This window comes from Sphingobium sp. SCG-1, assembly GCF_002953135.1.
Taxonomy (GTDB): Bacteria; Pseudomonadota; Alphaproteobacteria; order Sphingomonadales; family Sphingomonadaceae; genus Sphingobium.
Map to the genome: position 1 here is coordinate 1,030,566 of NZ_CP026372.1, position 13,833 is coordinate 1,044,398.

Below are 13,833 nucleotides of genomic sequence, written 5' to 3' on the forward strand. Positions count from 1 at the left end.
ATGCGCATAGAAGTACCTTCCAAACCCGAGGAAGGCGCGCAGTTCATGGGCAGCACGGCATCTAAAATCGCGATCACGGTCGATGACGCAGGCCAGGAGGCCCGTGTCGTCGCCGTTGCCGAAGATAGCTTGCTCAAGACCATGCAGGGCGGCGGTGTGGCGGTGGCGGCGGTCTGCGGCGGCTGCATGAATTGCGGCACATGCCATGTTCTTCTGCCGGTGTCCGTCCACGCGCTGTTCGAGGCGCCATGCGAAACCGAGACGGCACTCCTTGAAACCAGCGATCTCTATGATCCCGGCCGCTCGCGCCTTTCCTGTCAGATACCGTTCGACCACCGTCTCGATGGAGCGCGGATCATTCTGGCCGACGACAATTGATCCCAAGAGCCAAGCCATAGGAGTTTGACATGCTGCTCGACCTTTCCTTGCCAATAGACATTTCCGAAATCCCGAATGATGATCCGGGTCATGCCCTCGGTCATGTCGGCACGCATTTTGACGTCATGGAAGGACGCTTCCCCATCGACAGCTTCCGGACAAGCGGCATCCTCGTCGACATTTCGCGTATCCGTGACCGGGAGGTCGAGATCGCCGACCTGGATGGCTACGCCGTGCCGGAGGGCGCGATGGTCATTTTCCACACCGGCTTCATGGCTGAACTCGGCTATGGCTTGGGCGAGTACAATCGTCAAAGCGCTAACTTGTCGGACGCTCTCGTCAACTTTCTCCTTTTGGATCGGAAGGTGAAGCTTATCGGCGTTGATGCCGCCGGCATTCAGAAGCCAAAAAAACATCTCGCTGTCGACATGCTCTGCGCTTCCCACAATGTCTTCGTCGTCGAGAATCTCGCAAATATTCCCGAACTTCTGCGGGCCAATCCGAGTGCCCTGACCGTCTACACCATGCCGCTGAGCTATCGGGGGCTGACGGGCCTTCCGTGCCGAGTACTAGCTGAGTACGCTGACGCCGGGTGATGCGTTCAGACGAGACGGCAAGTCTTTTGCCGTCTCGTCCCGCACTCTCGTCGCGCCATTCGCCGTGTTTTGGAAATACCGGGCAGGCGTGGTCCCCGTACGCCGCTTGAACATGGATATGAATGCGCTGACGTTTTCATAGCCGAGGTCGATGGCAATGTTCGTCACCTGCTCGCCCGCAGCAAGCCTCTGTAATGCAAGCCCGACATGAAGCTGTTGCCTCCATTTGACGAACGTCATGCCGGTCTCCCGGAGGAAAGCACGGCTCAGCGTCCTTTTGCTTGCGCCGGTACGCTTGCCCCACTCTTCAACCGTCAGCCGTTGCGAAGGTTCGTCCAATAGCGATTCCGCGATGCGACGAACGCGGCGATCCATCGGCATCGGTAAGCGGAATGGTTCCTTCGGCGCCGCTTGCAGCTCATCGAGCAACACATTGGCGAGATGTATCAGGCGGGCGTCGTTCATGCTTGGCGCCGAGCCCTCCAGAAAGCGCAAAACCACCTCCCGTAGTAACGGCTGGAAAAACAAAATTCCGCACTGTGTCCCGATCTGCAAAGCAAGTTCTGGGGCGAGATAGAGACAGCCAACTTCAGCCGAACCTGCTGTGCGTGCCGAATGCGGGTATCCACCGGGGATCCAAATCGCACCGCCCGGTGGTACCGTCCATATGCCAGTTGCTGCCTCGACGGTTATGACACCCTTGAGCGCGCAGAGGAGTTGCGCCTTTGAATGTGAGTGCCTCTCCCCATGGCCCTCCAAGCTCGCAAGGTGGCCGAAAACATTCCTTTGATCGTCGTCAGGATAGCAGATTGCCTCTTCTCCGTGGCGGCATACGGGTCGTGGAATATAGCTGGCCGTCCGTGTTCATCGAACGCCTCCTCCCGGGTAGCTCGATTTTCCGGAGGGTAGTTGCCTTGCTTTCTTGGAGACTGCGGCGCGATCACACATCAATAAATTCGCTGCCGCGTGTCTATCGACAACCTTGGAAACATCCATGAATCCCAATCGCCTCCGTTTGAATGATGTGCTCGTATTCGATGGCCATGATTATCAAAAAGGCAAACGCTGGTCTGTCTCCATCGAGCGGGATCGAATCGTCGCAGTCGAGGAGGCGCACCCCGCTGAAGAGGGTGAGCAGGTTTTAGAACTCGGCGGGAAGTTTCTCATGCCAGGTCTGATCGACGCGCATTTTCACGCTAATAGTCCATCTCTGAATGTTGGCGTCGCCGATCGCCTGGCCGAGTCTCACCTTGCTCAACATGCGCGGAAATATCTCGAAGAAGAGCTTTTGCGAGGCTTCACGACGGTGCGGGATGCGGGTGGCGCCGACCCTGGTCTTGCACAGGCGGTACGGGAAGGCCTGATCGTGGGACCCGACCTCTACGTTTCCGGAAAGGCTCTCTCTCAAACGGGCGGTCATGGGGACATGCGCGAGGGCGTGCAGCTTTGCGGCTGCGCGGGTTACACGGGATCGCTCTCGTGCGTAGTTGACGGAGCCGACGAGGTGCGCCGTCACGTCCGCGAACTGCTTCGATCGGGCGTCGACCAGATCAAGATATTTGTCAGCGGAGGGGTTCTGTCACCAACCGACCCGATCTGGATGGAGCAGTTCATAGACGCCGAGATTCTCGCAGCCGTGGAAGAGGCGGAAAGACGTCGGACCTATGTGATGGCCCACGCGCACACCTCGTCGGCCATCCAGCGGTGCGTTCGGCTCGGCGTTCGGTCGATCGAGCATGGCTTGCTGATGGACGAGAAAACAGCGGACATCGTTGCCGGGAGCGAAAGTTATATCGTCGCAACTTTGCTCATCGTGTCGAGCCTGATCTCCGGGCGGCTGCCTCTTCCGCCTGGTGCACTCGAAAAGGCGAAGTCGGTCGCCGATGCGGCAGTCAAGGCGATCGAGTTCGGCGACCGTGCCGGCGTCCGCTTCGGATTTGGAACGGACCTTCTTGGGGAACTGCACGGCATGGAGTTGGAGGAACTCGTGCTGCGGTCATCGATCTCGGGAACTTTGGCCACCTTGCGTTCGGCAACGACAGTCAATGCCGAGATAATGGGGCTGAAGGGCGAGATCGGATGCATCATGCCAGGAGCCCGGGCGGACATTCTGATTTTGGACGCAAACCCGATCGACGACATCGGCGCGCTTGTGCACAACCCGGGAGCATACGCTCTCTTGATGAAGAACGGGGTGGCCGTCGTCGATCGGCTAACCGCCCAGTGACTGGGTGAACGGTCTCCCTCGATCCGTCGTGGCCCGATTTAAGCACCGCATCAGGCGGGTAGCTCAGGATTCTGACGGGTAGTCCGGGCCTTCCATGGCGACATTAAACTGCCTGAGTATCAATAGTGGGTGCCTTCCGATTCCACCGGAACCCGCCTTTGCCAATCGTAAGCCACTGGGACGTGAATGAGCGCGAGAGCATAACATGAGATTATCAAAGCTATTATGGGCATCCTTGGCGATCTTCTCGCTACAGTCCTCAACCTCCATGGCTGAGATCGGCCAACACTCCATACCCCCTAGGGTGAAGTTGACATTGCTTGGAACGGGTGGTGGCGCTGCCTTCATAAATCCCGAAAGGGCGCAGCCAGCCAATCTACTCACTGTCGATGGTCGACATTATCTCGTGGATGCCGGCGAGGGGGTGTCGCAACAGCTTGCGACGGCCGGGGTCCAACCATCTTCTGTCTCAGCCGTATTTCTCACTCATCTGCATTTCGATCATATTGCGGGGCTGGCGCCATTCCTTGGCTTCTTGTGGACTAGCGGGCATTCGGCAGGCGTGGATATCCTTGGCCCACACGGCACCAACGAATTCGTCAGCGCGGCGATTCAATATTTGCGCGAGCCATTAGATCTCTACGCCCGCCAATTGCCCCCAGCGCCGCCCATCGCGGCATTGGTCAAGGTGCAGGAATTCGGTGAACAAGGCCCTCAGCGCATATTTGCAGATGACAGGGTTTCGGTGTCGGCGGTCGAGAATACGCACTTTACGACAATCCCATGGAAGCGTCGGGACATGAGGGCGCGTTCATACGCTCTTCGCTTCGACGTAGGATCCAGATCAATCGTCTTTACGGGCGACACCGGTCCCAGCGACGCCGTTGCTCGATTAGCGAAAGGCGCGGACGTTTTGGTGGCTGAAGTGCTGGACATCGAAGGCGGGGCGGCCCTTCTTCGCCAACATTTCCAAGGCCGGCCCGACCAACTCGCAAAGACCATCGATCATGTCAGGAAAGAGCATCTTTCGCCTGAAGCCGTCGGCCAAATGGCGGCGCAGGCAGGCGTAAAAACGGTAGTTCTCACACACATCGGCTCCACTAAACCGGGTCAAACTGACTACAGTCGGTATACTGAAGGCGTGCGGAAATTCTTCCATGGAGAAGTGGTCGTGGGAAAGGATTTGGCTTCGCTAGACCTGACGGAACGTCCTGACTGACAGCGGCGATTAGTTGCTGCCTAGCTGGGCATCCCCCAACATAAGCGATCGCATCCCCCACCTCCGTGATTGCCTCACATTGAGGGGTTAGCGTCTGATGCACCTCTCGAAAAAGGGGGATTGCGATGGAGAGAGTTTCAAAAGCGGCCTTGTTGCTGACGTCGATCTTGTACTTGGCACCGGATGTGGCGACCGCCCAATCGACGCCTGTGGCCGAGCCAGCCGGCCCGGATCAGGGCACGGAAATCGTCGTTACGGCACAGGGTCGCGTGCAACGTCTGCAAGACGTGCCGGTGTCGGTCTCGGCCATTTCCGGTTCGGCATTGGCCCAAAGCAACATTACGACGTTGCAGGACCTGTCCAACAGATCCCCGAATTTCAAGATCTCGACGGGCAACGCGATATCGGATTTCATCACTATCCGCGGTGTTGGGTCTTCCCTCAATCTTGGCTTTGAGCAGTCCGTCGGAACATTCGTGGACGGCATATATCGCCGCCGCGCGCGTGCTGCACGGGCGGCATTCTTTGACATAGACCGAGTGGAGGTTCTCAAAGGACCTCAGACCACCTTCTTCGGCAACAGCACGATCGGCGGTGCTATCAATATCACGACGCGGCAGCCTGGCACTCAGTTCGGTGCGAACATGTCGGCATTCTATGCGCCGAACATCGGTGAATATAGCGTCGAGGCCGGGGTCGACCTCCCCCTCTCCGATAACCTTTCGGTTCGGATTGCAGGCAGGCAGTCCGGTCAACGAGGTTATGTCACCAACACTTTCCTGAAAACAAAGGGCCCGCGTCTGAACGACAAAGTCGGCCGAGTGTCCGCGCGTTGGGAGCCCAGTTCGAGCATTCAGGTCACGGCGAGAGTCGATGGTGGACGGAACCGCGACAACATTAACAGTTTTACCGAGCTGACAAACTGCCCTCCGAGCGCCGAATATGGTGCACCCAGGGGCCCATGTGCGCGATATCTCGCTCAGTCGGGCGCAGGTCCGGACGATACGCTCAATCGTTTGACAAGCGTCGGTCCGACCTACTTTGACTATGATTTTGTTGAAGCGGAACTCGCGACCAAAATCGATTTGGGCGACAATGCCCTCACGTTCCGCAGTGGATATTTCCAGCACCACTCTGAACTGCTGGCAGACAGTCCGCCTGCGGGACCGGCGGGCGGTAGCGTTGTCGGTACGCTCGGCAGCACCCCTGCCGTGGTCGGAGAACGGTTTCACGAATTCAGCCAGGAAGTCCGTCTGCAGTCCTCCGAAGCGAAGCCATTCTCCTATCTCATGGGAGCGTTCTATTCGCACGCTAGGTTGACCTCGCAACTCTATCAGGGATTGTTCTTCTCCGCCTTCGGCGCACTCGCCCCCGGCTTCTATTCAAGTTCCTCGAGGATCGGGCGCCAGTTCATCGGAAACGAAACATCCGATACACTTTCGGCGTTTGTATCCGGAACGTATCGCATATCCAACGCTCTGCGGGTCAATGGGGGGCTCCGATATACCTCAGTCCGCAAGCATGCTTTCCGGTCGGCCTCAGTGGGCACCATAGGAGAGCCTGTAGGCCCCGACAGTTTCGTGCCCGGCCCAGCAGGCGCTCAAGCCATATTGGGGTCTGCACTCGGCACTGAATTTGGCGACTTTCTTACCCCTAGGCGCCGTGACTCCAAGCTGATGCCGTCCGTAAGCGTTCAGTACGACATCGTCCCGGACTTCATGACCTATGTGTCCTATTCCAGCGGTTTCAAGGCCGGTGCTTTTTCGCTATCGTTGAGCGATAGAGCCACGCTTTCACCCGAGACGGTCGACAGCTTCGAGGCAGGGTTCAAATCCCAGATGCTTGGACGGCGGGTCACACTCAACGTCGCCCTCTTCCATAGCAAATACCACAACTTGCAGCAGACCACGTCGATCATTCTTCCGAGCGGTGCATTGCGGCAGGTAGCCGGCAACGTCGGCTCCGCAACATCAAAGGGAGTGGAAGCGAGCTTGAACCTCAAGCTTACTAACGAGTTGAGCCTGAATGGTGATCTTGCTTATCTCTCGGCGCATTACGACAGCTATGCGGTGGCGCCTTGCACCCAGTTGCAGGCTCTGCAAACGCCGGTAGGCTGCACTCAGAACCTATCGGGACGTCCTCAAGCCTTTGCTCCTGAGTGGAGCGGCAACGTCGGTGTGAAATATAGCAGACCCATATCAAATAACTTGCAGATATCCTTGGGAGCTTCCTCTTACTTTACATCGAGATTTTATCAGCAGCCCAACGATGACCCGGAGCTAGTCCAGCCAGGCTATGTCAAGGTTGATGCAAGAATAGCGCTTGCTCGCCAAGACAAGAGTTGGGAATTTGCTATCGTAGCCCGGAACCTCACCGATAAGCTCACCAGCGGCTTTCGCCAAGCTGTAGCGGGCAGTCCGGGAAGCACCATTGTCTTGGCAGACCCTCCAAGATCGATCGGTGCACAACTGAACATTCAATTCTGAGCCTCAACTCCGCCGCGGGCACCGCTCGGCGGCGAAAGCGAGGGGTCGATCGATGATGAGGCCGGGTCCCCGAACCTGGCCTCATTGACCTCGAAGTCAAACCTGAAAACGTGCTTCAATCTGGTCAATGTCGGGTCTGCAAGCGATTAGGGGTTGATCACTACATGCCACTCGCCCCGGCAGCATGCTCAAGCATTTAGAGACACTACCAGACTGACCGCCTCCTCACGCCCGTGGACCCCAAGCTTTCCAAAGATGTTCCGCAAGTGATATTTTACTGTCTCCGGTGACAAAGCGAGAGCGCGGGCAATCTCCTTATTGGAGCCGCGCACAACAGACTCGACGAGAATATCCCGCTCCCGATCTGTCAAAGCTGATATGGCTGGCAGGTCGGTTAGGCCTTCCAGTACCCTCCTTATCGTCGCCCCGAGGTCTGGATCGCCGATAGCTGCAAATGCAGGAATGAGCGCGATGCGGCTATTCACCATGGTATCGATGTACACTTGGGGCAAGGCATTCTGCCTCAGCGCCTGAGTCACATGCTCTACCATTGCTTGCCTATCCGGTGAAGCTTCAGCACGGAGGATGTGTATCGCCGAGGTGACGAGCGGCAGCGTCAGGGGCTGAAGGACGCCCAAGGCGCGATCGGCCAATTCCAAAGCCTTGGTGCGTTCTCCTCGCTGGTTCAACCAAGGGAGCACCGCACGAGCAAGGCGCTCGATCACCATGCCATTGACTGGCTTCGCATCTAGCGCAGCGTCCATCGCAGCTTCCAAGCCGGAGAGGATCTCTAAGTCCGGCATACGCTGAGCTCTAATCACTTGCTCGCAACGGATTGCATCGATTGCCATCCGGCAAGCTTGCAGTTTCGCGCTGCCCTGCAACAACCTTGGCAGTGCGTCATCCTCATTCGCGGCGCCACACTTCGCTTGGAGAGCGCAGTAATGGACGATCATGTCCGGCAGCGCGGTTTTTGGGTCAACATGGATCGCTTCGGTCAAGGCGGCAGCCTCGTCAGTGCGTCCCTGCTCGTAGTAGGTACGAGCGAGCATGATTCTGCAAAACTGCGCGAGTAGCGGTTCGGGTGCACCGAACTCGTCGAGCTTGAGATCGGTCGATCGCTCGAAATAGTCGCGCGCTTCGTCCAGGCGCCCCTCGAGAAAGGCGATCAGGCCGCGCTGGGGATTGATGGATGGCTGGCGGGCGGCCACGCCTATCGCCTCGCAAATCGCCTGATAGTCCTGTAATGACCGTGTCGCCAGCTCGCTGTGGCCGACCCGCACCGCCAGCAGTGTTTGGAAGGAGAGGATCAACGCGCGAGCGCGGGGATTGGCGGTGAAGAATTCCCCGAGTTCGAGAAGCGTCTCCGCCAGAGACTCGAGCACAGGTCCCGTCTCCATGGCCGAGCAAAAGCTTAATCCAGCATCAAGGAGGATATCGAAATACTGGTTCCAATGGCTCGCATCTACGCCAGGGGGCAGCTCCGGCAGAGGCCCCGAACGAATCTGGTCGGAAAGCGCAAATGCCTTCTCCGAATACCCGAGGACGCATGCGACCAGGAAGTCGATGACTTTGATGCCGGGAACATGGCGCTCGAGAGTATCAGGAATCCGCGACAGAATTGATGCCATGCGCGCGACGCCTACATCCATCAGACTCATCTCATTGCCGGCTCGCGCGAATATGCTGGATATGAGCGCAGCGTCTTCTGCCGCAACTGCATGTTCAATGGCGGAGGCCAGCTCTCGCTGCTGTTCGAAATACAGCGCGGCACGGCGATGAAGCGACCGTCGGCGGATCGTGCCTGCCTCGCCGGTGCGCACAGCGAGGAACTGGCGGAACAAGGGGTGAACGTGCAAAATGCGCTGCTCGTCGGACGTGGCCGCCATAATCGGATTGAGATGCTGCAGGGAGCGGATCATGGAGGCGCTATCAGTCCTTCCTAGAACCGCTTCTGCCACATGGGCGTCGATGCGCCCGATGACGGACATGTCGAGCAGGAAGCTGCGTTGGTCTTCATCGAGCGATGCCATCACCTGTTCGGAGAGATAGTCGAAAAGGCCTGCACTATCGCCGCTCGATCGCAGAAGGCCGGGCGCCGCTCCCGGCTGCAGCCCCTGCAAAGCCATGAGTCGTACGGCGAAGGGCCAACCTTCGGTATATGCTTCAATCTCGGCAATGTGCCCGTGCGACGTTTCCGGCAACAGCCCTGCTATTTCCTCGAGAGAGAAGCGCAGCGCGCCGGCGCCGATCGTCAGGGCTTCGCCCGCAACCTCGCGGCGAAGAAACCATGATCGCAGCGGTTGCCGCGATCCGATGATGATCGTGACGTCATTGCCGACACGGTCCAGAAGGCGCTCGATCGCACGCTCGCTCTCCGTAGATGCTGCACGTTCGAAATCGTCCAAGATAAGACAGGCCGCGCCGTTCCATCCGAGCAGGGCGGAGAAACGCTCGGCGTCGGTTGCCTGCTCCGGAAGCGCAATGATGCCCGCAGATTGCGCAGAATGGCTGAGGTTAGCCATCAACTGGGCAGGCGCGGCATCGTCCTCATCGCAAGTCAACCAGCTAACGTGTATCTGACTTCTCTGGAGCGCATGGGCGACTGAGGATAGCAGCGTCGTCTTCCCATAGCCGGCTGGACCACGAACCAAGACGATGCGGGGATGCCGACCCTCGAGGCCGGAATTGAGCCGGTCAAGCACCAGAAGGGAGCGATCGATGTCTCCTCCGCGAAGTGGCGGCGCGGTGAACTTGCGAGGCTGAGTATGTCCTTCAATCATGGCTTATGCCACCTTCAACCAGTACTCACATCATAGGGGCGGAGCGATTGACGATCGCCTTGAGAGCGAAGCTGCTCTGAATATGTGCCACGCCATGGATCCTCGTGATCGAGTCCAGCAGCATTCGATAATGCTCCAGATCGCGCACGACGACCCGGAGGAGATAGTCGGCGCCGCCGGACATGAGAAAGCCGCTCATCACCTCCGGCAATGCAGCGATATTCTCCTCGAACTCCTCCAGCGCTTCCCGCACCTGTCGTTCTAGCGTGACGGAAACGAACACGACCATCGTGCCCTTCAGGCGAGCTTCGTCCAGTTTCGCAGTGTAGCCTTGAATAAAGCCCGTTTCTTCGAGGCGCCGCACCCGCTTCAACGTCGGCGTAAGCGTCAGACCTATCCGATCGGCAAGATCGCTCCACGTGACGCGCCCGTCTTCCGACAGACTGCGAAGGATTTTCAGATCCAGCTTGTCCAGCCCTGTGGGATCTCTTCCGTCGTTCGCCACTCGCACTCCTTATGATTCTCGTGAATTCGCGGCAATGTAGCAAAAAGAACAATTATATGGAAGCTTTTGGGGTCCATTCTGCTCCTAATGGCCGATTTCCGTGGTTCCTTTGGCGACACTTGCCAGATGCGATCGGCTAGAAAGGATAAGAAAGGATTTCTATGAAGCCGGATCGCATCGTCAACCTCGACACTATCTATAATGCGGAGCGCGGGCCCGCTTTCATGACCGGGATCCAAGCGCTGGTCCGGCTGCCCTTGATGCAGAGGCGCCTCGATCGGGCGAATGGCGCAAATACCGCAGGGCTCGTCACCGGCTATCGCGGCTCGCCCCTCGGCGCCTATGACCAGCAGCTCTGGAAGGCGGAGAAATATCTTGATGCGCATGACATCGTCTTTCAGCCCGGGCTCAATGAAGATCTCGCGGCGACCGCCCTCTGGGGCGCGCAGATGCACCGTGCTTTCGGAGAGACCAAAGCCGACGGCGTGTTTGGCATCTGGTACGGCAAGGGCAATGGCGTCGACCGGACAGGCGACGTCTTTCGCAACGCCAATATGCTGGGCACGTCGCCGCTCGGCGGTGTTCTAGCCGTCGGCGGCGACGACCATGCCGCGCAATCCTCGATGTTCCCGCATCAGACGGACGGTATTTTCCAGTCCGTGCACATGCCCGTACTTCAACCCGCCAACGTGTCCGAGATCCTCACACTGGGCATGGCTGGCATCGCTTTGTCACGCTTCGCTGGCGTCTGGGTAGCGATGAAGACCATTGCGGAGGTCGTGGAGAGTGCAGCCTCCCTTGATCTTCCCGATCCTTATCCCACCTTCGTATCGCCTGCCGAATTCATACCTCCGCATGGTCTCAACTGGGACCCGGCTATCCAATGGCCGGCGCAGCGCACGGAATATGAGCGCCGCATGCTCGAGGAGCGCATACCCGCTGCCGTCGGCTGGGCCGTCGCGAACCGGATCGACACGCCGATCTTCGCAAGCAAGGCTCCACGCCTCTGCATCGTGACGGTGGGCAAGGCGCATCAGGACCTCATGCAGGCTCTCCAAAACCTGGGCATCGGCGAGGATGAAGCTGAGGCCCTCGGTCTGTCCATCTACAAGGTCGCGATGAGTTGGCCGCTGGCAACCGAGCCGCTTCTGGCATTCGCGGGCGACGTGGATGAGATCTTCGTGGTCGAGGAGAAAGCGCCGACGGTTGAAAACCAGATCAAGGCAGCGCTCTTCAACCGACCCGGCAAGCGTATCCGCGTAACCGGCAAAAACGATGCGGAAGGTAAATCGCTCTTTCCCATCGTGATGGAATTCTCCCCGCTGATGGTGGCGCAGGCACTCGTGGGCCGTATTGCTATCGACCCCATCGGCATCGCGGCGCGTCTTGAGGTGCTCCAGACTCGGACGGGGATGGGTGAAGTCATTCCCTTTCCAACGCGAAAGCCATTCTTCTGTTCAGGGTGCCCGCACAACAGCTCAACAAAAACACCAGAGGGATCGCGCGCGGGTGGCGGTATCGGCTGTCACGTCATGGCCCTGTCTGTGCCGAGTCTGAAGACGACGACCTTCAGCCAAATGGGGGGTGAGGGCTTGCAGTGGGTCGGTGCAGCGCCTTTTTCCGCGACGGAACACGTCTTCCAGAACCTCGGCGACGGCACCTACCAACATTCGGGCCTCCTCGCGATCCGAGCCGCGGTAGCGTCAAAGGCCAATATAACCTTCAAGATCCTCTATAACGACGCCGTTGCCATGACCGGCGGCCAGCCGGCCGAGGGCGTGATCGACCCAGCGCGCATCACCCACCAGCTTGCTGCCGAGGGGGTACGCGCGATCCGGGTTGTGAGCGACGATCCAACAAAATGGAAGATTTCCGGGGGGTTGGCGGACGGCGTCCACGTCCATCATCGCGATGCGCTCGACGCCGTGCAGCGGGAATTGCGCATCATTCCTGGCGTCACTGCCATCGTCTATGAGCAGACTTGTGCCGCGGAAAAGCGCCGGCGCCGCAAGCGCGGCGATTTCCCTGACCCCGACCGCCGGCTGTTCATCAATCCGCGGGTCTGCGAGGGCTGTGGCGATTGTTCGGTCCAATCGAACTGCATCTCAGTCGAACAGCTTCCTACGCCCTATGGGACCAAGCGACGGATCAACCAGTCGTCGTGCAACAAGGATTTCTCTTGCGTGAAGGGCTTCTGCCCAAGTTTTGTCGAGATCGAGGGCGGAGTGTTGCGCAAGCCCGACGGCGATCGTCTCAAGGTGATTGAGGCGGAGCAGTTTCCCCTCCTCCCTCTGCCAGATTTCGCGCCGCTCGCAGATGTCTACAACATCTACATCGCCGGGATCGGCGGCCTGGGAGTGCTGACCGTGGGTGCCCTCATCGGCACGGCAGCCTATCTCGATGGACAGGTGTCGACTGTCCTCGATTTCACCGGCCTTGCCCAGAAGAACGGGGCGGTCGTGAGCCAGGTGCGGCTCGCGCCATCCGGCCGACCCATTCATGCGGTCCGCATCGGGGCGGGCGAGATCGACCTGCTCTTGGGCACCGACAGCGTCGTGGCAGCGAACGCGGAGACCCAGATAAAGCTGGCGCCCGGCCGGTCTGCGATGGTCCTCAACATCGACGAAACGCCCACCGCGGACATCGTATTCGATCGGGACGCGGCGCTGCCGACTGCGCGCATGGTGGAAACGCTCATGGGCCGCACTGGCGGACGCGGCTTGCTCTTGCGCGCCACCAGCATCGCGGAAGGTCTCTTCGGCAATAATGTCGCCGCTAATACATTGCTCCTCGGCTACGCTTGGCAGAAGGGGCTGGTGCCGCTGTCTTCCGATGCCATTCGCGGCGCGATCAAGGCCAATGGGGCTGCAGTCACCCTGAATCTGCGCGCATTCGACTGGGGCCGCTTCGCGGCCGTCGAGCTTGCCGAGGTCGAGCGCATTGCCGGCCTAGGTTTGGATCTCGAGGAGCCTGAAACGCTCGATGCCCTGGTTCAGCGCCGTTTCGAAGATCTTGTGAGCTATCAGGATGCCGCCTATGCCTCGCGCTATCGGGCAGTGGTCGATGAGGTCCGGCAGGCGGCCCAGCAGCATGGGGCACCCGGCGACGCATTCGTTCAGGCGGTCGCCCGAAATGCTTACAAGCTGATGGCCTACAAGGATGAATATGAAGTAGCCAGGCTCTACGCCGACCCGGCGTTCCGCGCCGCCCTTGGAGCTCAATTCTCCGATACCAAGCGCCTGTCGGTCTATCTCGCACCGCCGCTGCTGTCCCATATCGACCCGCGGACCGGCCGACCCGCAAAGCGCAAATTCGGTCCATGGGTATTCCGGGCATTTGGCCTCCTGGCGCGAATGAAGTGGCTGCGCGGCAGCTGGGCCGACCCATTCGGCTACTCGCAGGAGCGCTGCGCCGAACGGGCTTTGGCCGACAATTATCTCGAATTGGCCTTGCAGCTTGCGAAAGAATTGACCCCCGAGCGTCTTGAGATCGCGATCGAACTGGCCCGCTATCCCGATGCGATACGCGGCTATGGTCCGGTCAAGGAAGCCGCGATGGCGGAGGCCGAGAAACGAAAGCAGCAACTGCTCGCGCGCTTCCAAGCCCACCGCACCGCCGTCCCGGCGGCTGCCTGACCCA

At 59.1% G+C, this 13,833-nt stretch carries 9 protein-coding genes; 6 read left to right on the forward strand and 3 right to left on the reverse strand.

Annotated elements, in window-relative coordinates; genetic code table 11:
* Positions 1 to 378: a 2Fe-2S iron-sulfur cluster-binding protein gene (locus C1T17_RS04680; RefSeq protein ID WP_104952447.1), complete on the forward strand. Its 378-nt coding sequence runs from the start codon at positions 1 to 3 to the stop codon at positions 376 to 378.
* 29 nt (positions 379 to 407) lie between these two features.
* Positions 408 to 974 carry a cyclase family protein gene (locus C1T17_RS04685; RefSeq protein WP_104952448.1) on the forward strand — a complete coding sequence of 189 codons (567 nt, stop codon included), beginning with the start codon at positions 408 to 410 and terminating at the stop codon, positions 972 to 974.
* Here the strand turns inward: C1T17_RS04685 and C1T17_RS22085 are convergent.
* On the reverse strand, positions 948 to 1,820 hold the full coding sequence (locus C1T17_RS22085; protein WP_411269229.1) for an AraC family transcriptional regulator: 873 nt from the start codon (positions 1,818 to 1,820) through the stop codon (positions 948 to 950). The genes C1T17_RS04685 and C1T17_RS22085 overlap by 27 nt on opposite strands.
* A 178-nt stretch (positions 1,821 to 1,998) precedes the next feature.
* Here C1T17_RS22085 and C1T17_RS04695 point away from each other — a divergent pair, with 178 nt between their 5' ends.
* The 3 genes from C1T17_RS04695 to C1T17_RS04705 all read left to right on the forward strand — a co-directional run bounded on the left by C1T17_RS04695 (position 1,999) and on the right by C1T17_RS04705 (position 6,906).
* On the forward strand, positions 1,999 to 3,201 hold the full coding sequence (locus tag C1T17_RS04695) for a metal-dependent hydrolase family protein (protein WP_223262903.1): 1,203 nt from the start codon (positions 1,999 to 2,001) through the stop codon (positions 3,199 to 3,201).
* Positions 3,202 to 3,436: 235 nt separating this feature from the next.
* Positions 3,437 to 4,420 (forward strand): MBL fold metallo-hydrolase, encoded by a 984-nt coding sequence (locus C1T17_RS04700; RefSeq protein ID WP_189338495.1) that lies wholly within the window; start codon positions 3,437 to 3,439, stop codon positions 4,418 to 4,420.
* A gap of 125 nt (positions 4,421 to 4,545) precedes the next feature.
* Positions 4,546 to 6,906, forward strand: coding sequence for a TonB-dependent receptor (locus C1T17_RS04705; RefSeq protein ID WP_104952452.1), 2,361 nt, complete (start codon positions 4,546 to 4,548; stop codon positions 6,904 to 6,906).
* Positions 6,907 to 7,094: 188 nt separating this feature from the next.
* Here C1T17_RS04705 and C1T17_RS04710 read toward each other — a convergent pair whose 3' ends face one another.
* Entirely contained in the window at positions 7,095 to 9,689 is a 2,595-nt protein-coding gene (locus tag C1T17_RS04710) for a LuxR C-terminal-related transcriptional regulator (RefSeq protein ID WP_104952453.1), read from the reverse strand.
* A gap of 25 nt (positions 9,690 to 9,714) precedes the next feature.
* On the reverse strand, positions 9,715 to 10,194 hold the full coding sequence (locus C1T17_RS04715; protein ID WP_223262800.1) for an Lrp/AsnC family transcriptional regulator: 480 nt from the start codon (positions 10,192 to 10,194) through the stop codon (positions 9,715 to 9,717).
* 161 nt (positions 10,195 to 10,355) lie between these two features.
* Here C1T17_RS04715 and C1T17_RS04720 point away from each other — a divergent pair, with 161 nt between their 5' ends.
* Positions 10,356 to 13,829 (forward strand): indolepyruvate ferredoxin oxidoreductase family protein, encoded by a 3,474-nt coding sequence (locus C1T17_RS04720; protein WP_104952454.1) that lies wholly within the window; start codon positions 10,356 to 10,358, stop codon positions 13,827 to 13,829.
* The last annotated feature ends 4 nt before the right edge of the window (positions 13,830 to 13,833 follow it).